The following is an 18,554-nucleotide window of genomic DNA, read 5'->3' as shown; positions in this document are numbered from 1 at the left end:
ACCCGCGACAGCAGCCCGCCCGGCCCGTACGATCGGTGAACCGTGAAAGTCACCCGGGAGGCCAGCCGTGAAGCGACCGACCATCGCGGACATCGCCAAGGAGGCGGGCGTGTCCAAGGGGGCCGTCTCCTACGCGCTGAACGGGCAGCCGGGCGTCTCGCCGCAGACCCGGCAGCGCATCCTGGCCATCGCCGACCGGCTCGGGTTCCGCGCCAACAGCGCCGCCCGCGCCCTCGCCGGCGCCCCCGCGAAGGTCGTGGGCCTGGCCCTGCCGCGCCCACCGGCCACGCTCGGGGTCGAGCCGTTCTTCATGGAGCTGATCAGCGGCCTGGAGGCGGAGCTGTCCACCCGCTCCTACGCGCTGCTGCTGCAGATGGTGGCGCACCAGGACGAGGAGATCGGCTTCTACCGCCGCTGGTGGAGCGAGAGCCGGGTCGGCGGCGTGCTCGTCTGCGACCTGCGGGTGCACGACGCGCGGGTGAGCGCGCTGCGCGAGCTGGGCCTGCCCGCCGTGGTCATCGGCCCGCCGACGGCCGCGGGCGGGCTTGCCAGCATCTGGTCCGACGACGGGGTGTCCATGGTGGAGGCGGTGGAATACCTGGCGGCGCTCGGCCACCGCAGGATCGCGCGGATCAGCGGCATCTCCGAGCTGGCGCACACCGCGATCCGCACCGAGGTGTTCACCGGCGTCTGCGCGCGGCTCGGGGTGAGCGCGGTGACCGTGCCGACCGACTACAGCGCCGAGCACGGCGCCGAGGCCACCAGGCGGCTCCTCTGCGCGGACGACCGGCCCACCGCGCTGATCTACGACAACGACATCATGGCCATCGCGGGCCTGACCGTCGCCCAGGAGCTGAACCTGTCGGTGCCCGCCGACCTGTCCATCGTGGCCTGGGACGACTCTCCCATCTGCCACCTGCTGCACCCGCCGCTGACCGCGCTCACCCGCGACATCGGCGCCTACGGCGTGCACGCGGCCCGGCTGCTGCTGGCAGCCATGGACAGCGGGTCCGGCAACGGGCCCGATGACAGGCCCGGTGACGTGCACGACGAGCCGGCCCACCTCACGCCCCGGGGCAGCACCGCGCCGCCGTCCCGCTGACCGCGGGGCCTTCCTGGGCGGCACCGCGCCACCGTCCCGCCGGCGGCGGGCCACCCTTAGCATGTCCGTAGGCCGGCGGGTGGAGGTGCGATGGGGCGGCAGGCGACCATGAGCGACATCGCCCGCCGCGCCGGAGTCTCCCGCGTGGCGGTCTCCTACGCCATCAACGGCCGTCCCGGGGTGTCCGACGCCGTGCGCGAGCGCATCCTGCGCATCGCCGCCGAGCTCGGCTTCCTCCCCAGCGTCCCCGCGCAGGCCCTGCACGGCGCGGCGGCGCACGCCATCGGGCTGGCGGTGTCGCGCCCGTCGCCAGGCCTGTCCGTCGAGACCTTCCACCGCCGCCTCATCAGCGGCATCCAGGCCGAGCTGGCGGGCCGCGGGTTCGGGCTCGTGCTGCAGTTCGTCACCGGCCACGACGACGGGCTGGACGTCTACCGCCGCTGGCACGGTGAGCGCCGCGTCGACGGCGTCATCGTCTCCGACCTCGCGCTCGACGACCCGCGCCCGCGCGCCCTGGCGTCCATGGGCCTGCCCGCCGTGATCCTCGGCGAGCCGAGCGGGCCCCACGGGCTGACGCACCTCTGGTCCGATCCGGCCGTCGGCGCCGGCCTGGTCGCCGGCCATCTCGCCGCGCTCGGCCACCGTCGGGTGGCGCGGGTGTGCGGGCCCGCCGGCCTGCTGCCGGCCGCGCGCCGGGCCGGGCTCTTCGCCGCCGCCTGCGAGCGGGCGGGCATGGCCTGCACCCTCATCCCCACCGACCGCACCGGCGAGGCGGGCGCGCAGGTGACCAGGCGCGTGCTCAGCTCGACGCCGCGGCCGACGGCCATCGTCTACGACAACGACGTGATGGCGGTCGCCGGGCTGAGCGTGGCCGGCGAGATGGGCCTGGCCGTGCCGGGCGAGCTGTCCCTCGTGGCGGGCGACGACTTCCCGCTCTGCCAGGCCGTACGCCCGGCGCTGACCGTGCTGAGCCGCGACGTGGACGCGCTCGGCGCGCAGGCCGTACGCCTGCTGTTCGAGCTGCTCGACGGCGGCGAGCCGCGTCACGTGCCGGCCCCGGCGGCCGAGCTCGTGACGCGCGCCAGCACCGGCCCTGCCCCGCGCTGACCCTGGCGGGCGCTCAGCCGTACATCCCGAGGACGTACGCGACCGGCACCAGCACGACGGTGAGGGCGACGGCCTGCCATCGGGGCGCGGGCCCGTCCTTCAGCACGCCGACGCCGAAAGGCACCAGGGCGACGGCGAGCCCGGCCAGGGCGGCCAGCGAGATCGGATCAGCGGCGCCCTTCAGCACGCCCAGCGGCAGCGCGTGCCCGAGCGCCAGCGCGACGCACCTGACCACGCCGTACGCGCCGGAGCCGAACGCCCTGGCCCGGTAGGCGCCGATGGCGAGCACGATCCAGCCGGCCACGATGCAGACGCTGACCGCCTTAAAGACGTGGAACGCGCCGTACGTGTCCGCGACCGCCCGCTGCGCCGCCTCCAGCCCGAGCTCGTCCACCATCTGGAAGGCCAGGTGGCTCACCCCGGCGTGGAAGACCCGCCCGAACAGCCCGAGAACCACCAGCGTGGCCCCCCACCGGGCCCAGCCCGGGTGCGTGGCGGCGATCCGCCGGGCCAGCGCGGTGGCCGCCGGCCACAGCAGCACCACGCCGGCGGTGAACAGGGCGTAGGACACGGCCATCCGCCCCGGATCGGCGGCGTAGGCGGCGAGCTGGCCGGGGAAGAAGTCGTCCTCGCCGATCCGGGTGAGCACCCCCGCGATGAGCAGCGGCGGCCCGAGCACCGCGCCCGTGCCCTCCACCCAGCGGCCGGGAATCATCCGTGTGATCGTCATGCCGACCAGTGAATCGGCGGCGCGGCCCGTGCACACGGGCGCGCGGGCGAGACCCGGTGGTGGAGCCCGCACTAGTCTTTCGGCCGGCGACGCGACACGGTGCGCTCCCCGGCGATCAGGTGAAGGGCCGGGCGATCTGGTCGAGGGTTTCGTTCATCACGTCGATGAGCATGCGGGACTCCTGCTCGTCGCTCCAGACGTTCGCGGCGATGCGCAGCCCCACCAGGAAGGCCGCCGCCATCACGCGGGGCGGTATGCCGCTCGCCCGTTCGGCGAGCGCCTCCGACAGGTCGCGTTCGAGTGCGGCGTGGTTGGCGAGCTGGCGGGCCAGCAGCGACGGGTGTTGCCGGGCCAGCCGGGTGCGCTGCGCCCACTCCCGCTCGGGCTCGCCCATCTCCTGGTAGAGCTCCTCGGTCGCGCCGCGCAGCGCCGGCCAGGCCCTGAGGGCGGGCGGCTGGGCGCGGACCTTCCGTACGAGGGTGCGGAAACGCTGCTCCTCCCCGTAGAGCACCGCGTCTTCCTTGCCCGCGAAGTAGTTGGAGAAGGTGCGGCGCGAGATGTTGGCCGCGTCGGCGATCGACTCGACGGTGACGTGGTCGAGCCCGTGCTCGACCACGAGCCGCAGCGCGGCCTCGTGCACGGCCTGCCGCGTCGCGGCCTTCTTGCGCTCGCGCAGCCCCACCGTGGTCTCCATGATGCGCTCACTCTACCGTCGGGGAATATATGCTCAATGAGAAAAGTTGCTCACTCGGCATCTATTTACCCGAGACCTTAGGGGAGGTCGCGCGTGAGCGCACCCACGGCTCCGGCATCGGAACCGATGACGCACCGGCAGATCATGGAGGCCCTCAGCGGGCTGCTGCTCGTGCTGTTCGTCGCCATGATCAGCGCAACGATCGTGTCAGTGGCGCTGCCGCAGATCGTCGGCGCGCTCAAGGGCACCCAGTCGCAGTACACGTGGGTCGTGACCGCGTCGCTGCTCGCCTCCACGGCGTCCACGCCTATCTGGGGCAAGCTCGCCGACCTGTTCAGCAAGAAGCTGCTGCTCCAGGCCTCCATCGTGATCTTCATGGTCAGCTCGCTGGCCTGCGGATTCGCCCAGGACACCGCGCAGCTGATCGCCTTCCGCGCGCTCCAGGGCCTCGGCATGGGCGCCCTCCAGGTGCTGGTGCAGGTCGTGATCGCGGCGATGATCAGCCCGAAGGACCGCGGCAAGTACAACGGCTACCTCGGCGGCGTCATGGCCGTCGCCACCGTGGCCGGGCCGCTGCTCGGCGGCCTGATCGCCGACACCTCCTGGCTGGGCTGGCGGTGGTGCTTCTTCATCGCGGTGCCGTTCACCGTGATCGCCTTCTTCATGCTGCACAAGACGCTGCACGTGGTCTCCGTACGCCGCCCCGACGTCAAGATCGACTACGTGGGCGCCACCCTGATCGCCGCCGGCGTCAGCGTCCTGCTCATCTGGGTCACCTTCGTGGACAACTCGTTCGCGTGGCTCTCCTGGCAGACCGCCGCGATGGCCGGCGGCGGCGCGCTCCTGCTGGTCGCCGCCACCTGGGTCGAGTCGGTCGTCAAGGAGCCGGTCGTGCCCCTGCACGTCGTACGCCGGCGCACCCCCGCGCTGGCCATCGTCGCCAGCCTCGCGGTCGGCATGGCCATGTTCGGCGGCTCGGTCTTCCTCGGCCAGTATTTCCAGACCGGCCGCGGATACAGCCCGACCGAGGCGGGCCTGCTCACCATCCCGATGATGCTCGGCGTGCTGGTCTCCTCGACGATCAGCGGGCGCATGGTGTCGAGGAGCGGCAACGTCAAGCCGTACATCGTGGTCGGCTCGATCGTGCTCACCGGCGGATTCCTCGTGCTGTCCACGATCGACCACCAGACCCCTCTGCTCCTCATCGCCGCCGCGATGGTGCTGGTCGGCGCCGGGGTCGGCATGTCGATGCAGAACCTCGTGCTGGCGATCCAGAACACCGTCCCCCTCAGCGAGCTGGGGGCGGCCAGCGGCGCGATCACGTTCTTCCGCTCGCTCGGCGGCACCATCGGCGTGTCCGTGCTCGGCGCCGTCCTGGCCAACCGGGTCATGGTCGGCATCAACGAAGGGCTGGTCAAGGCGGGCATCGACCCGGCCAAGGCGGCCGGCGGGACCGGCACGCTCGACATCCAGGCGCTGCCCGAGCCGTTCAGAACCATCGTGAGCACCGCCTACGGCGACGCCACCGGCCACATCTTCCTGTTCTCGGCGGCCATCGCCGTGGTCGGCGTGATCGCCGCCCTCTTCCTCAAGCCGGTCAAGCTCCGCGACAGCCTCGACCTGCCCGCCCCCGAGCAGCCGAAGGAGCCCGTCGCCCGGTAGCGGCGGCCCGCCTCGACGTCACGGACCGTGCGGGGGCGGGGCCGCGCTGAGCCGGCCGACCCCGCCGTCGATGCGTAGTTGCGGCGTGCGGTCGAGCAGCGGGATCGCGGCGTCGTCGGCGTCGATGTGCCAGTCCTGCACCGGCACGAGGCCGGGCCCGACCAGGTCGAACCCGTCGAACAACGTGAGCACCTCGTGGTGGGCGCGGAACCTGGCCTGCGCGGGCGAGCCGGCCGTGGCCATCGTGAGCTGGGCGATCGCCTCGGGGTCGCTCTCCGCCATGGCGTGGGAGAGCACGAGATGGCTGCCCGGCGCCATGCGTTTCCTGAAGGCGGCCACGATGCCGGCCGGGTCTTCCTCGTCCATGACGAAGTGCAGCACGCCGACCATCAGCACGCACACCGGCTGGTCGAAGTCGATCAGCCCGATGACGTAGGGGTCGGCCAGGACCTCTTCTGGGCGGCGCAGGTCGGCCTGGATGCCCTCGACGCCGGGCGAGTCGGCGAGCAGCACCTGGGCGTGCATCCGCACCACGGGGTCGTAGTCGACGTAGATCACCCGGCAGGCGGGGTGCACCTCGCGGACGGCCTCGTGGATGCTGGGCGAGGTGGGGATGCCGGTGCCGAGGTCGATGAACTGCCGGATGCCCTGCCTTGCCAGGTGGCGCACCGCCGCCACCTGGAAGCGGCGGTTGGCCCTGGCCACGAGACGGGAGTCGGGCGCGACCGCGAGGAGCTTCTCCGCCACGGCCCGGTCGATGGCGAGGTGGTCCTTGCCACCGAGCAGATAGTCGTACACCCGCGCAGAACTCGGAACATTCGGGTCAACCCCGGGCGGAACACGTTCTAGCTCGGTCACTAGGGGCCTTCCTCCCTGCCTCGTAGGACTTGGTCGTCATACTACGCGGGCACACCGTCCCAGCAGAGGGCATCGCACCGGACCGGCAGGAACGTGCGGGCAGAACAGGTTCTCGCCCGCAGCCCTTTCAGGTCCCGCGGCGCCGGCTCCCGGCCTGTTCCGACCGCATCCGCGAGGCTTCTTCGTGAGCCGCTGAGGCACCGCCCTTCCCTGGTGGATCCGGAAATACAACCGCATGACCGATGCGCTTACGGCACAAGCCTGTGCATGCTGGTGGTGACGGATCCGGCGTGAGGCCTGTTCCGCACCTGAGAGGAGTCACAAGGGTATGGAGAACGCGGCAGGCCGCCCGACCGTGATCTTGGACAACGGCGTCGTCGGCAGGGTCATGCTGGCTCACCGGTCACGGCGCGACCTGGTGGTCGTACAGGGCATGGACGGCACCCTGCTCAGCTGCCAGCTCGACGACATCGCCTGCGTCGTCGGCGGCAAGCCGCTCTGCCGTGACGGCTGACCTCCCGGAGGTCGGCCACGCCCGCGACCACGTCCACGATCCGCACGCCGTCCCGGTGGACGGCCACCTGGAGCCCGCGCTCCTCGCCTGACTCGACGAGCCTGTCGGCCGCCTCCCGCACTGCCGGCCTGGCGGCTCCTTGGCGCCATCCTGCGTCCCGAACCGCTGCGGCTGGTGATCCGACGCCGAACGTCTCCCCGACCTCGACCGCACCTCGTATGGATCCCGCTGGGCCCCGCTAGCGCAGATACTGCCTGAGCCCGGCCGCCAGCGAGGTGGCGATGCGCTCCCGGAAGGCGGGCTTCGACATCCTGGCGGCGTCGCGGCTGTTGCGCATGTTGCCGCACTCGACGAACACCGCCGGCCGCTTCGACAGGTTGAGCCCGCCCAGGTCGGTACGGGTCTGCAGGCCGTCGCGCCCGGCATAGGTGGCGTACGGCATGCGCGTCCCCACCCGGTACGCCTTGCGGATCGCCAGCCCCAGCCGCCGCGACGGCCTGATGATGGCGTCGTTGTGCCCGGCGATCAGCCCCGGCATGATCACATGGAAGCCGTGCCCGCTCGCGGCGGCGCCGTCACCGTGGATGGACACGACCGCGTCCGCCCCGGCCTCGTTGCCGATGGCGGCCCGTTCGGTGATGCAGGGGCCGACGCCCTTGTCGTCGGGCCTGGTGAGCACGACCTTGGCCCCCATCTCCTCCAGCAGGGGCTTGAGCCGGCCGGCGACGTCCCAGGTGAAGGCGTGCTCGGGGTAGCCGGCCCGGGTCTGGGTGCCGATCGTGTTGCAGGGTTTGCGACCGGTGATGACGTCGACCAGGCGGTCGATCTCCTCGCGGTGCGCGGCGTTGCCGCCGTTGTGGCCGGGGTCGATCACCACGACCTTCCCCGCCAGCGGCCCTCCGCGACCGGTGGGCGACGGATCTGCCGCCGCCGACGCTGCCGGCGCCTTCGCCTCGCGTACGGCGGGCACGGCCCCCGCGCACGCGACCGACAGCGCGGCCAGCGTGGCCAGCACCGCGGATCCCGTGAGGAAGGCGCCCATGGGACCGACCGTACCCGGCGTCGGACATCAAGCCCAATACCGGCTATGACCTGGGATTTCGTGTCGTCTTCCCACACGGGCGAACGGAGGTCTACCCTCAGGAGGGGCGCGGGGCCGCCCAGGACACCGCACGCGACGAGAGGAGCCTGGGCCGTGGGAAAGACGTTCACGATGAGACCGGCCGTCCGCCACGCGGGCGCCGACGACGCCGGGCAGGTCGCGGAGCTCATCGCTACCGCGTTCGCCGAGCTCAGGGTCGTGAGATATCTGGTGCCGGAACGCCGCGAGCGGCACAAGGTCATCGCCGCCCACCACCGCATCCTCGTCGACCACGCGATCGAGCACGGCGAGGTGCACCTCATCGACGACGGCCCCGCGGCGGCGGTCTGGTTCCCGCACGTCTCGCCGCCGTCCCCGCCGTCAGCGTACGACCGCCGCCTGGCCGAGGCGACCGGCGAGTGGGCCGACCGGTTCCGGGTGCTCGACGGGCTGTTCGAAGAGCACCGTCCGGCGGAGCCCTGCGACTACCTGGCCTTCCTCGCGGTCCACCCCGACTGCCAGGGGCAGGGGCTCGGCACCGCGCTGCTCCGGTACCAGCACGCCCGGCTGGACGGCGCGCCCGCGTACCTGGAGGCCAACGACCCGCGCAACCGCGACCTGTACGCCAGGAACGGCTATCAGGGACGCGGCACGTTCGCGCTGCCCGACGGCACGGTGTTCTGGCCGATGTGGCGGCCCGCCGCGCCCTGACCCGGCGCGCGGCGCGGGGCCCCGCCGTGATACGGCGGGGCCCGCGTCAGGTACGGCTACAGCCCGGTCAGCTTGAGCTTGACGGTGTACGAGTACGCCGTCTCGTCCGTCCCGGAGATGATGTCCGTGTCGATGTGGGTCTGGCCGACGCTGAGCCCGGTGCAGGTGGCGGCCTCGGCGACCGCCGAACCGAGACTGTCGCCCTGCCCGAGGGCCGGCCGCGTGACCTCGCGCAGGTTGAAGGCCACGTTCACGCCGTTGTTGATGGCCCCGGTCGGGTAGCCGAAGTCGCTCGGGTTCGCGTCGTCCCCGCTTCTCATGTTGTGGGCGCCGTTGTTGGGGAACAGGTTGCCCTGCACCAGGAAGCGGAGCTCGTCCCGCCCGTCCTGTTCCGCCACGTTGCTGGCGTCGATGTCGTAGAGCTCCACCAGGCACGACGTGGCCATGGCGGTGGCCGGGCTCGCCACCAGCACCGCGGGTGCCGCCATGCCCAGGGCCAGGGCGAACGCGGCGATCAGTTTGTGAGAGCGCATGCTGCCTTCTCCTCGATGTGCTGACGTCTCGCGACCTTCGCGGAACGCGCCGTCAGAGTGCGGAAGGCGGCGTGAGCGCATCGTGAGCGCCCAGGTCAGTAGTGCAGAGCACACGCCATCCGTAGCGTTTGGCACAGTCAGGGGAACGGATCGCGCCTAGCCTGCCCGCTATGAGGGACTCGCTGACGCTCCTGCTGCTCGGCACGCCTGAAATGGCCATCGGAGGGGAGCCCGTGGGCATCCGCTCCGCCAAGTCCAGAGCCCTGCTCTGCTACCTCGCCGCCACGCCCGGGCCGCGCTCGCGGGCCGAGCTGGCCGGGCTGCTGTGGGGCGAGCGCCCCGACGCCAACGCCAGGGGCAGCCTGCGCCTCGCGCTCACCGAGCTGCGCAGGGAGGTGGGCCGCTGGCTCGACATCACCCGGGACCACGTGTGCCTGCGCGAGAACGACGGCTGCTTCGTGGACCACCGCCGGCTCGTCCAGGCGCAGGCGGTGGCCGAGGCGCTGCGGTTGTGGCGCGGCGAGTTCCTCGACGGCGTCTCCTTCTGCGACGCGCCCGCCTTCTCCGGATGGCTGGAGTCGGAGCGGGTACGGGTGCGCACGCTGCTGCGGGACCTGCTCGTACGTTCCGCGCCCGCGGGTTCCGCGGAGGTGCTCCGGCTGGCGCGGGTGGTGGCCGCGCTGGATCCGTACGACGAGGAGGCGCACAGGCTGCTCATCACGTCGCTGGCCAGGGCGGGCAACCGGGCCGGCGCGCTGGCCTGCTACGAGCAGCTGCGCCGGCGGCTGGCCACCGAGCTGGGCGTCGAACCCGCCCCCGAGACCCTGGCCGTCCGGCGGGAGCTCGTGCCGCGGCCCCGGCAGCCCCGCCGCGCGGCGCCGCCCGTACCCGGCACGGAGCTGATCGGCCGGGACGCCGACGTGCGGCGGTTGCGGCGGCTGCTGGCCCGCGAGCGCCTGGTCACCCTGCTCGGGCCGGGCGGCGTGGGCAAGACCCGGCTGGCCATCGCCGCCGCCTCGGACGCCGCCCCGGTCGCCGGGTCGGAGACGGCGTTCGTGTCCTTCGCCGGCGTGCGGGAGGAGGCGGCCGTCACCCTGCTGGCCCGCCGCTTGGGCGTCGACCTCTCGCCGCCGCGTCCCGCCCTGGAGCTCCTGCTGTCGGCCCTTGCCCGGCGCTCCTTCCTTCTCGTGCTGGACAACCTCGAACACCTTCCCTCGTTCGACGCGGTCATCGGCGAGGTCCTGCGCGTGGCGCCCCGGGTGCGGGTCCTGGCGACGAGCCGGCGGCGGCTCGACGTGCCCGGCCAGGTGGCCGTACCCGTGGCAGGGCTGGCGCCACCGGCTGCGGAAACCCTGTTCGCGGAGCGGGCGCCGGCGGCCCGGCCGGCGTTCGACCCCGATCGCGAGGCGCCCCTCGTGGCCGCGATCTGCGCCACCACCGGCGGGCTGCCGCTGGCCATCGAACTGGCCGCCGGCCTGCTGCGGGCCGTGCCGATCGCGGAACTGGCCCAGCGCCTGGGCGTGGACACCGGCCTGCTGGCCGCCGCCGGGCCCGCCGCCCGCCCGCGGCACGCCTGCATGCGCACGGTCTTCGAGACGTCCTGGCGCCTGCTGGACGCGGCGGGGCAGCGGGCGCTGGCGGCGCTGTCGACGTTCCGCGACGGGTGCACGCTGGACGCGGCGCTGGAGGTCGCAGTGACCACCTCGCAGGTGCTGGTCCACCTCGTGGACCACAGCATGATCACCCTCACCCCCTCGGGGAGGTACGCCCTCCACCCCCTCATCCAGCAGTTCGCCGCCTCCCACCTGGAGGAGGACCCCGAGACGTGCGGGACCGTACGGAGGCGGCACGCCGCCCACTTCGCCCGCCTGCTCGACCAGCACGCCGCCGCGCTCCAGGACGCCTCGGACACGGAGGTCACCCGCGTGCTCGGCCCCGAGCTGGACAACATCCGGCTGGCCTGGGCCGCGTCCGGCGAACCCCGGTTCCTGGACCACTATTGGACGCTCTGCCTGCGATTACGCCTGTACGAGGAGTCGGGCGCCATCGTCCTGCGCCACCTCGCCCGTACGCGCGAGGCCCCGCACCTGCGTGCCCGCCGGCTCTGGATGGCGGCGGTGAGCGCGCACCAGCTCGCCAGGGAGGCCGAGGCCACCCGCCTGGCCAGGGAGGCGCTGGAGACCTTGGGCGAGCCGCTGCCCGCCTCGCCCACCGGTCTCGCGGCCGCCGCGCTGGCCGCCGCCGTCCGGCAGGCCGCGCACCGCCTGCTGCCGTGGGAGCGGACGGACGCCGCCGGTCCTGAAGCCGCGCAGGCGCTGACGTTGCTGGCCAGGCTCGCGTACTTCCAGCAGGACCTCCCCACCATGCTGGCCACCTCGCTCCGCCAGCTCAACGCCGCGGAACGTGCCACCGACCCCGCGCTGAGAGCCGAGGCGTACGCGAACTTCACCACGATCGTCCGGATCGCCGGACGCGGCCGGCTGGCCGCCCGCTACGGTGTGCTCGCCGACCGCGCGCTCGCCGGCATCCGGCACCCGACGGACGCCGCGAACCGAGCCCGGCTGGCCAGAGGGCTCGACCAGCTCCATGCGGGCGCGTTCGTGGCGGCGAGGAGGTCGTTCGCCGAGGGCCGGGCCAGGACGCTCGATCCCAGGATCGCGGAGCACTGCGCGGGCATGCTCGCGGAGACCGCGCTGTGGCGGGGTGACTTCGCGGAGGCGGCGGAGTTGTTCGCCACGACGGAGGAACTGGCTGTCAAGCGCGTGGGCGGTGACGACATCGGCCGCCACTGGTGCCTGACGGGCCGGGCGGAGGCGCTGCTGCGGATGGACGGGGTGGCGGCGGAGCGGATCGGCGGGGTGCTGGCGGGCGCCCGCGCGTCCGCCGACCGGCGCCGTGCGCATGAGAGGGAGCTGGGTCTCCGTGACGGGCCGGTCAGGCAGGCGGTCCAGGAGATGCGCCTGCTCACCGTCGCGGCCCGCCTCGCCCTCCGCGCTCCCGCGGCGGAGGGACGCGCTCCGACCGCGGACGGACCCCCGCGACCCGCGGTGGCGCAGCCGCAGAGCCCTCGGGCAGTGGCACGGGCCGCGCTGGCGGAGGCGTTGCGGCTGGCGGAGGGGTTGCCGGCCGCGCAGCCCGGCATGTTCGAGTGCTGGGCGGGGCTCGCCGAGGTGTTGTGGGAGCTCGCGCCGTGGCCGGATCGTGCGGCCGTGCACCGGCTCCACGCCCACCTGGCCGGTTACCTGTCACGCACGCCGGGCGCGGCGGCCAGGATCGGCTGGGCCCGAGCGCTCGTGCTGGCCGCCGCCGGCAGGGAGCGCGCGGCCAGGAAGGCGGCGATCGAGGCAGGGGCGGCCGCCGAGCGCCTGGCCGTGCCCTACGACCGCCACCGCGCGACGGAGCTGATCCGGCGCCTCGCCCCCACGCGCCGCTGACGGGACGTCACTCCTGATCGGGGGGCACGGCCGGCGTCCGCCTGCTCACGCGGGCTCGGGGCCTCCGTCGTCGACTCCGCTGCCTTCGTAGGAGCCGAGGTTCTCGACCAGGTGGCGCAGCTCGGGGTGATCGCTGAAGCGGTCGGCGTGCACCTGGGCGATCTTGGCGCCGATGTCGGGGTCGGGGTCGTCGGTGAGGTCCGAGGAGACCATGTCGGCCACCAGCGGCAGGCCGAGCGCGTCGATCCGGCGGTGCAGCGGGTCGTACATGTAGGTGCGGTAGGCGTCGATGTCCTTGAGCGCGTACAGGGCGCCGTAGTCGAACTCACCGCCGAAGTCGCACCCGACCAGATGGAACTCGACGGCGTCGAGCTTCTCGCCGAGCTCGCGCATCAGGTCGAGCGCGTGCCGCACCTGATCGGCGGGGGCGTCGGGCTTCATGGCCATACGGACCTGGTGGTAGATCACGGCGTTCTCCTCACGCGAACCTTGATGCAACCTGCTGTTGCGTTTGTAGACCATAGATCGTCACCCTCGCTAGCGCAACCCATTGGTGCATTAACTTGTCCCTATGGCGGCCGGCGCCCTAACCTGTCCCCGTGGCAGGAGATCCGCTCGAAGACGTCCAGCACCTGCACGCCGACGCGGCGACCGTCCGGCCAGGAGGCCGCACGGCACGCGTCGGCGAAGCGGTCATCGACGCCACCCTGGCCGAACTGGCCGAGGTCGGCTACGGCGCGCTACGCATCGACGCCGTGGCCGAACGCGCGGGCGTCAACAAGACCACGATCTACCGCCGCTGGGGCAACAAGGTCGGCCTCGTGTCCACCGCCCTCATCGAGCGCCGCGGCGAGCTCCTCCCCCCGGCCGACACCGGCACCCTGCGCGGCGACCTCCTCGAACTGCTCAAGGAGATCCGGCTCGGGCTGCAGACCCCCTGGATCGCCGCGCTCCTGCGCGAAACCGGGCCGCGCACCGCCGAGAACTCCGACCTGTACCAACTCCTCGACGCCTTCTGGCCGGCACGTTTCCGGGCGTCGGGTGCGATGCTCGTACGCGCCGTCGAACGCGGCGAGCTGCCGCCCGGCACCGATCCCGACTTCCTGCTGGAGGCGATCTCCGGACCGCTCTACTTCCGCCTGCTCATGCTCGGCCGTCCACTCGACGACGCGTTCCTCGAGAAGACGGCCGACTTCGTCCTCAAGGGCGCCGGCGCCCGGACGGCGGGCATCAGCCAGGGCTGAAAGTTTCACGGCCTTCCGGGGGCGATGGCGCCGGGCGTCGCCGGGGCGTTGACGAGGTGGCGGACGGGAAAGCAGTATCAGGGCGCGCGCCGTTTGGGAGCGCTCCCACCCTCCATCGAAGGACCTCCATGACCCGATGCCGGGCCGCCCTGCTGGCCCTCCTCACCATGGTCGCCCTGTCCCCGGCCGCGCACCCGGGCACGGCGGCGCACGCCGACGAGGGACCCGAGCAGATCGTGAACGGCGCCTTCGACGCCGGCACCGCTCCCTGGTGGGGCACCGCCAACCTCACCCTCGCCGTGGACGAGGGCCGGCTGTGCGCCGACATCCCCGGCGGCACCGCCAACCCGTGGGACGTGATCATCGGCCAGGACGGCATCCCGCTGGTGGAGGGCGAGACGTACGCGTACCGCTTCGCCGCCTCGGCAACCCCCGCCAAGGTCGGCCGCGCGCTGATCCAGCTCCCGGTCGACCCGTGGACGCAGTATCTGTCGGCCGCCCCCGAGCTCAGCGTCTCGGGTGACGACTACTCCTACACGTTCACCGCACCCGTGTCGCTGCCCGACGCCCAGGTCGTCTTCCAACTGGGCGGCAGCGCCGAGCCATGGAGGTTCTGCATGGACGACGTCTCGCTGAAGGGCGGTGCCGAGCCGGAGGAGTACGAACCGGACACCGGACCGCGCGTGCGCGTGAACATGGTCGGCTACCTCCCGGCGGGCCCCAAGAAGGCCACCGTGGTCACCACCGAGACCACGGCACTGGAGTGGGAGCTCAAGGACACCGACAAGAAGACCGTCGCCAGGGGCAGGACCACGCCGAGAGGCGTGGACGCCAGCTCCGGCGAGAACGTGCACACCCTCGACTTCAGCTCCTACCGCAAGCCGGGCAAGGGCTACACGGTGACGGCGGACGGCGAGACCAGCCGGCCGTTCGACATCGATGCCGGCCTCTACGACGAGCTGCCGGCCGACGCGCTGAAGTTCTACTACACGCAGCGCAGCGGCATCGAGATCCTCGACGCCCTCCGGCCCGGCTACGGCAGGCCGGCCGGCCACGCCGGAGTCGCGCCGAACCAGGGCGACGTCGAGGTGCCGTGCCAGCCGGGCGTCTGCGACTACACGCTGAACGTCAAGGGCGGCTGGTACGACGCCGGCGACCACGGCAAGTACGTCGTCAACGGCGGCATCTCGGTCCACCAGCTCATGTCGGCGTACGAGCGGAACAAGGCGGCGTTCGAGGACGGGCAGCTCGACATCCCGGAGAGCGGCAACGGCGTCCCCGACGTGCTGGACGAGGCCCGCTGGGAGCAGGAGTTCCTGCTGAGCATGCAGGTGCCGGACGGCGAGCGGGACGCGGGGATGGCCCACCACAAGATCCACGACCAGAACTGGACGGGGCTGCCGCTGCTGCCGCACCTGGACCCGCAGCCGCGTGAGCTGCACCCGCCGTCGACCGCCGCCACTCTCAACCTGGCCGCGACGGCGGCGCAGGCGGCGCGGCTGTTCGCGCCGTACGACGCCGCGTTCGCCGCCAGGAACCTGGAGGCGGCCCGCAGGGCGTGGGCGGCGGCGAAGGCGAACCCGGAGCGGTACGCCGACCCGGCCGACGGCGTGGGCGGCGGCGCCTACAACGACGCCGACGTGAGCGACGAGTTCTACTGGGCGGCGGCGGAGCTGTTCATCACCACGGGCGAGAAGGAGTTCCAGGAGTTCGTGCTGGGATCGCCGCACCACACCGGCGACGTCTGGCGCGATCGCGGGTTCGACTGGGGCAACACCGCGCAGCTGGGCCGGCTGGAGCTGGCGACCGTGCCGAACGCCATCCCCGACCGTGGCCGGGTGCGCAAGTCGGTGATCGAGGGGGCGGACAAGTATCTCGCCGTCCAGAAGGCGCACCCGTACGGGCTGCCGTACAACCCGCCGGACTTCGACTGGGGCTCCAACAATCTGGTGCTGAACAACCTGGTCGTCGTGGCCACGGCCTACGACCTGACGGGGCGGGAGAGGTACCTGGCTGCCGTACGCGAGGGCATGGACTACCTCCTGGGCCGTAACGCGCTCAACCAGTCGTACGTGACCGGCTACGGCGAGGTGGCCTCGAAGAACCAGCACAGCCGCTGGTACGCCCGCCAGCTCGACCCCGCCCTGCCGAACCCGCCGCGCGGGACGCTGGCCGGCGGCCCCAACTCCGCCATCCAGGACCCGGTCGCGCAACGCCTGCTGCAGGGCTGCAAGCCGCAGTTCTGCTACATCGACGACATCGAGTCGTGGGCGACGAACGAGCTGACCATCAACTGGAACGCCCCGCTGGCGTGGGTGGCGGCGTTCCTGGCGGACGGCGGCGGGCGCTCCGACTGCCGGGTGCGCTACTCGGGGCACGGCTCGTGGCCTGGCGGGTTCATCGCCCAGGTGGTGATCGAGAACACCGGCAGGCAGAGCGTGGACGGCTGGAGCCTGCGCTGGTCGTGGCTCGGCGGCCAGCGCGTGAAGGAGGGCTGGGGCGTGAAGCTGGCGCAGTCGGGTTCGGTGGTGACGGCCACGGGGCTGGGCTGGAACGACCGGATCAAGCCGGGCAGGTCGGTGACGTTCGGGTTCGCCGGCACCCGCGGCGCGGGCCCGGATCCTGCCCCCGAGGTCTTCCACCTGAACGGCGAGCGCTGCGCGTGACGGGTGGAGCCGTTGCACACGCTCCGTTGAACGGAATACTGTCGCCCCATGCCGAGGGGAACATCTGAAGTCAGCGAGCCGATGTACTTCGTGCTCACCGCCCTGCGCGCGGGCCCGCTGCACGGACACGCGATCAGCAAGTCGATCAAGGAGCTGTCCGCGGGCAGGGTGCAGCCTTCGGTCGGCACCCTCTACGGCATCCTGGAGCGGCTGAACGAGCGCGGAGTGATCACCGTCGACCGCGAGGAGACGGTGAACGGCCGCAACCGCCGCTATTTCAGGATCACCGACGAGGGCCAGGCGCTCGTGGAGGCCGAGGCCAGGCGGATGCAGGAGGCCGCCTCCCTCGTCCTTCGGCCGTCCAGCACATGACCGCCGCCCCGCCCGCGGCCGCCATGAGTGCTCTGGAGCGCCGCTACCGCAGGTTGTTGCGGGCCTATCCGCGCGCCTACCGCGCGGCGCACGGTGACGAGCTGCTCGACGTGTTACTGGAGTCGGCCGGCCCCGGCAGGACCGTGCCGGTGCCGAGGGAGGCGTGGGGCCTGCTGTCGGGCGGCGTGCGCAGCCGCATCGTGCACCTGGCGACGGGCAACCCGTGGAAGGACGGCCTGCACCTGGGCGTGACGGCCCTGGCGGCGGCTCAGCTGGCGGCGCTGCTGCCGTACGCGGGGGCGATGCCGCTGTGGACGGCGGCGTCGGCGCTCGCCCTGGTCGCCGTCCTGCGCGGGTGGGCGTGGGCGGCGATCCCGCTCACGCTGGTCGTCGGCATGAAGGCGGTCGCGATCGCGGGCGGCCGGCAGATCTTCGACCTCACGCTGCTGCCCGTCTACCCGTCGCCGCTCGGCGATCAGGCGTTGTTCGCCGACAGCGGCCCCTACGTGGTGGCGGGCGGCTACGCGGTCACGCTGGCCGGCCTGGGGGTGCTGGCCGCGCGCGGGCGGCCGCTGCGGGCCAGGTCGTGGTGGTGGTGCGCGGCGGCCGTGGCGGCCGCGTGGTCGGGCCCGCAGTGGATGGCGGAGGAGAGCACGTTCTCCCTCTCCCTGAGCAGGATGGCCGTGGAGGCGGCGGCGTTCGGGCTGGCGGCGGGGGGCGGCTACCTGGCGCGCGACTACCGGTGGGCGCTGGGGGCGGGGATCTATCTGGCGGTGGCGTCGGGTGACCTGGCCGCCCATTCCGCCGAGCTGACCAGGCAGCACCTGGCCTATTGGGGCGTGCTCGCGGTGCTGGCGCTCTGGGCCGCCGGCGCGCCCTTCCGGCAACGGCGGCACTGCCTGGATTGACCATACTCTGTTGAACGGAGTATGGTCTGGCGGCATGCCGTACAGACTCCACGTGCGCACGCTCCTGCCGCTGGCCGCCCTGGCCCTGCTCTGCGGCTGCGGGGGCGCCGCAGGGACCGCCGCGCCGTCGCCGAGCGCGACGAGTGACAAGAAACACCGGCTCGAAGCGGCCAAGGGCGACTGCATGAAGCAGAAGGGCTTCAAGTACGTCCCGCACGTGTCGCGCCTTCAGGTGCCGGACACCGACGAGAGCCGCAAGCGCGCAGCAGGCGACTACCAAACGTTGCGGAAATATCGCGAAAAATACGGGTTCGGGGTGTTCGCCCTGTACGTCTACCCGAAGGAGATGGGGAACCCGGCCGTCAAGCCCGACAACCCTGAGATCAATCCCAACTGGAAGATCCAGTCCTCCCTCTCCAAGGCCCAGATGGGCGCCTACCGCAAGGCGCTGGACGCCTGCATGGCCACGGCGGCCGGCCAGGTGCTCGGCCTGGAACTGAAGCCGGGCGCCGACTACCACGCCGAGCAGAACAAGGCCCGCCGGCGCGCGCTCAAGAGCGGCGTCAACAGCGATCCGGAGCTGATCGAGCTCGCCGGCGCCATGGCCGCCTGCCTGAAGGGCAAGGGCCACGCGATCAGCGACACCACGCCACTGGCCATGGCGGAGCTCGGCCCGGAGAAGTTCCGTGCCCAGGAGGACAGGCTGGGCCGGGCGCAGCGGGACGACGTGCCCGACGTCGCGCCTCCGCCGAAGGAGGACGAGGTGCCGATGACCTACGCGCCGACCCTCACCCCCGAGGAGGCCCGCCCCTACCTGAACAGGGAGATCAAGGCGGCGCTCGACGACCTCGAGTGCGGCAGGGCCTTCTACCCCGCCTACCTCCCGCGCGAGCAGGCGATCAACAAGCAGGTCAACGACCAGTTCGGCATGTGAAGCC

General features: G+C 72.5%; 17 protein-coding genes. 11 read left to right on the top strand and 6 right to left on the bottom strand.

The window, feature by feature from the left end; all coding sequences use genetic code 11:
* Positions 1 to 67 precede the first annotated feature (67 nt).
* Entirely contained in the window at positions 68 to 1,102 is a 1,035-nt protein-coding gene (locus ACZ6SA_RS19335; protein WP_465829314.1) for a LacI family DNA-binding transcriptional regulator, read from the top strand.
* A 90-nt stretch (positions 1,103 to 1,192) separates the two neighbouring features.
* Complete coding sequence (locus ACZ6SA_RS19330; RefSeq protein ID WP_347647881.1) at positions 1,193 to 2,209, top strand: LacI family DNA-binding transcriptional regulator; 1,017 nt, start codon at positions 1,193 to 1,195, stop codon at positions 2,207 to 2,209.
* Between the two features lie 13 nt (positions 2,210 to 2,222).
* Here ACZ6SA_RS19330 and ACZ6SA_RS19325 read toward each other — a convergent pair whose 3' ends face one another.
* Positions 2,223 to 2,939 carry a hypothetical protein gene (locus ACZ6SA_RS19325; protein WP_465829312.1) on the bottom strand — a complete coding sequence of 239 codons (717 nt, stop codon included), beginning with the start codon at positions 2,937 to 2,939 and terminating at the stop codon, positions 2,223 to 2,225.
* 115 nt (positions 2,940 to 3,054) lie between these two features.
* Positions 3,055 to 3,633 carry a TetR/AcrR family transcriptional regulator gene (locus ACZ6SA_RS19320; protein ID WP_347647883.1) on the bottom strand — a complete coding sequence of 193 codons (579 nt, stop codon included), beginning with the start codon at positions 3,631 to 3,633 and terminating at the stop codon, positions 3,055 to 3,057.
* Positions 3,634 to 3,726: 93 nt separating this feature from the next.
* On the opposite strand from ACZ6SA_RS19320, the gene ACZ6SA_RS19315 reads away from it, so the two are divergent.
* Positions 3,727 to 5,295 (top strand): MDR family MFS transporter, encoded by a 1,569-nt coding sequence (locus ACZ6SA_RS19315; protein ID WP_465829309.1) that lies wholly within the window; start codon positions 3,727 to 3,729, stop codon positions 5,293 to 5,295.
* 18 nt (positions 5,296 to 5,313) lie between these two features.
* On the opposite strand, the gene ACZ6SA_RS19310 is transcribed toward ACZ6SA_RS19315, so the two are convergent.
* Positions 5,314 to 6,153, bottom strand: coding sequence for an SAM-dependent methyltransferase (locus ACZ6SA_RS19310; RefSeq protein ID WP_465829307.1), 840 nt, complete (start codon positions 6,151 to 6,153; stop codon positions 5,314 to 5,316).
* A 328-nt stretch (positions 6,154 to 6,481) separates the two neighbouring features.
* Here ACZ6SA_RS19310 and ACZ6SA_RS19305 point away from each other — a divergent pair, with 328 nt between their 5' ends.
* Positions 6,482 to 6,667, top strand: a complete 186-nt coding sequence (locus ACZ6SA_RS19305; protein ID WP_347647886.1) for a hypothetical protein — start codon at positions 6,482 to 6,484, stop codon at positions 6,665 to 6,667.
* A 238-nt stretch (positions 6,668 to 6,905) separates the two neighbouring features.
* On the opposite strand, the gene ACZ6SA_RS19300 is transcribed toward ACZ6SA_RS19305, so the two are convergent.
* Positions 6,906 to 7,709: an N-acetylmuramoyl-L-alanine amidase gene (locus ACZ6SA_RS19300; protein ID WP_347647887.1), complete on the bottom strand. Its 804-nt coding sequence runs from the start codon at positions 7,707 to 7,709 to the stop codon at positions 6,906 to 6,908.
* Positions 7,710 to 7,862: 153 nt separating this feature from the next.
* Here ACZ6SA_RS19300 and ACZ6SA_RS19295 point away from each other — a divergent pair, with 153 nt between their 5' ends.
* Positions 7,863 to 8,459: a GNAT family N-acetyltransferase gene (locus tag ACZ6SA_RS19295; protein ID WP_443153579.1), complete on the top strand. Its 597-nt coding sequence runs from the start codon at positions 7,863 to 7,865 to the stop codon at positions 8,457 to 8,459.
* A gap of 56 nt (positions 8,460 to 8,515) precedes the next feature.
* Here the strand turns inward: ACZ6SA_RS19295 and ACZ6SA_RS19290 are convergent, their stop codons facing one another.
* Entirely contained in the window at positions 8,516 to 8,992 is a 477-nt protein-coding gene (locus ACZ6SA_RS19290) for a hypothetical protein (RefSeq protein WP_347647889.1), read from the bottom strand.
* Between the two features lie 170 nt (positions 8,993 to 9,162).
* Here ACZ6SA_RS19290 and ACZ6SA_RS19285 point away from each other — a divergent pair, with 170 nt between their 5' ends.
* Positions 9,163 to 12,426, top strand: coding sequence for an ATP-binding protein (locus ACZ6SA_RS19285; RefSeq protein ID WP_465829303.1), 3,264 nt, complete (start codon positions 9,163 to 9,165; stop codon positions 12,424 to 12,426).
* Positions 12,427 to 12,471: 45 nt separating this feature from the next.
* On the opposite strand, the gene ACZ6SA_RS19280 is transcribed toward ACZ6SA_RS19285, so the two are convergent.
* On the bottom strand, positions 12,472 to 12,948 hold the full coding sequence (locus ACZ6SA_RS19280; protein WP_465829301.1) for a Dabb family protein: 477 nt from the start codon (positions 12,946 to 12,948) through the stop codon (positions 12,472 to 12,474).
* Between the two features lie 77 nt (positions 12,949 to 13,025).
* On the opposite strand from ACZ6SA_RS19280, the gene ACZ6SA_RS19275 reads away from it, so the two are divergent.
* The 5 genes from ACZ6SA_RS19275 (at position 13,026) to ACZ6SA_RS19255 (ending at position 18,550) form a co-directional block, all read left to right on the top strand.
* Positions 13,026 to 13,670 carry a TetR/AcrR family transcriptional regulator gene (locus tag ACZ6SA_RS19275; protein ID WP_465829299.1) on the top strand — a complete coding sequence of 215 codons (645 nt, stop codon included), beginning with the start codon at positions 13,026 to 13,028 and terminating at the stop codon, positions 13,668 to 13,670.
* Between the two features lie 128 nt (positions 13,671 to 13,798).
* Positions 13,799 to 16,336, top strand: a complete 2,538-nt coding sequence (locus ACZ6SA_RS19270) for a glycoside hydrolase family 9 protein (protein WP_465829297.1) — start codon at positions 13,799 to 13,801, stop codon at positions 16,334 to 16,336.
* Between the two features lie 48 nt (positions 16,337 to 16,384).
* Positions 16,385 to 16,708, top strand: coding sequence for a PadR family transcriptional regulator (locus ACZ6SA_RS19265; RefSeq protein ID WP_132511346.1), 324 nt, complete (start codon positions 16,385 to 16,387; stop codon positions 16,706 to 16,708).
* Positions 16,705 to 17,616 (top strand): hypothetical protein, encoded by a 912-nt coding sequence (locus tag ACZ6SA_RS19260; protein ID WP_465829295.1) that lies wholly within the window; start codon positions 16,705 to 16,707, stop codon positions 17,614 to 17,616. The genes ACZ6SA_RS19265 and ACZ6SA_RS19260 overlap by 4 nt, the downstream gene beginning before the upstream one ends.
* A 34-nt stretch (positions 17,617 to 17,650) precedes the next feature.
* Positions 17,651 to 18,550, top strand: coding sequence for a hypothetical protein (locus ACZ6SA_RS19255; RefSeq protein ID WP_465829293.1), 900 nt, complete (start codon positions 17,651 to 17,653; stop codon positions 18,548 to 18,550).
* Positions 18,551 to 18,554: the final 4 nt, after the last annotated feature.

The sequence above is a fragment of the Nonomuraea sp. NPDC049378 genome, from assembly GCF_055586745.1.
The sequence above is the reverse complement of the archived record's forward strand: the minus strand, read 5'-3'. Positions and strand labels throughout refer to the sequence as shown.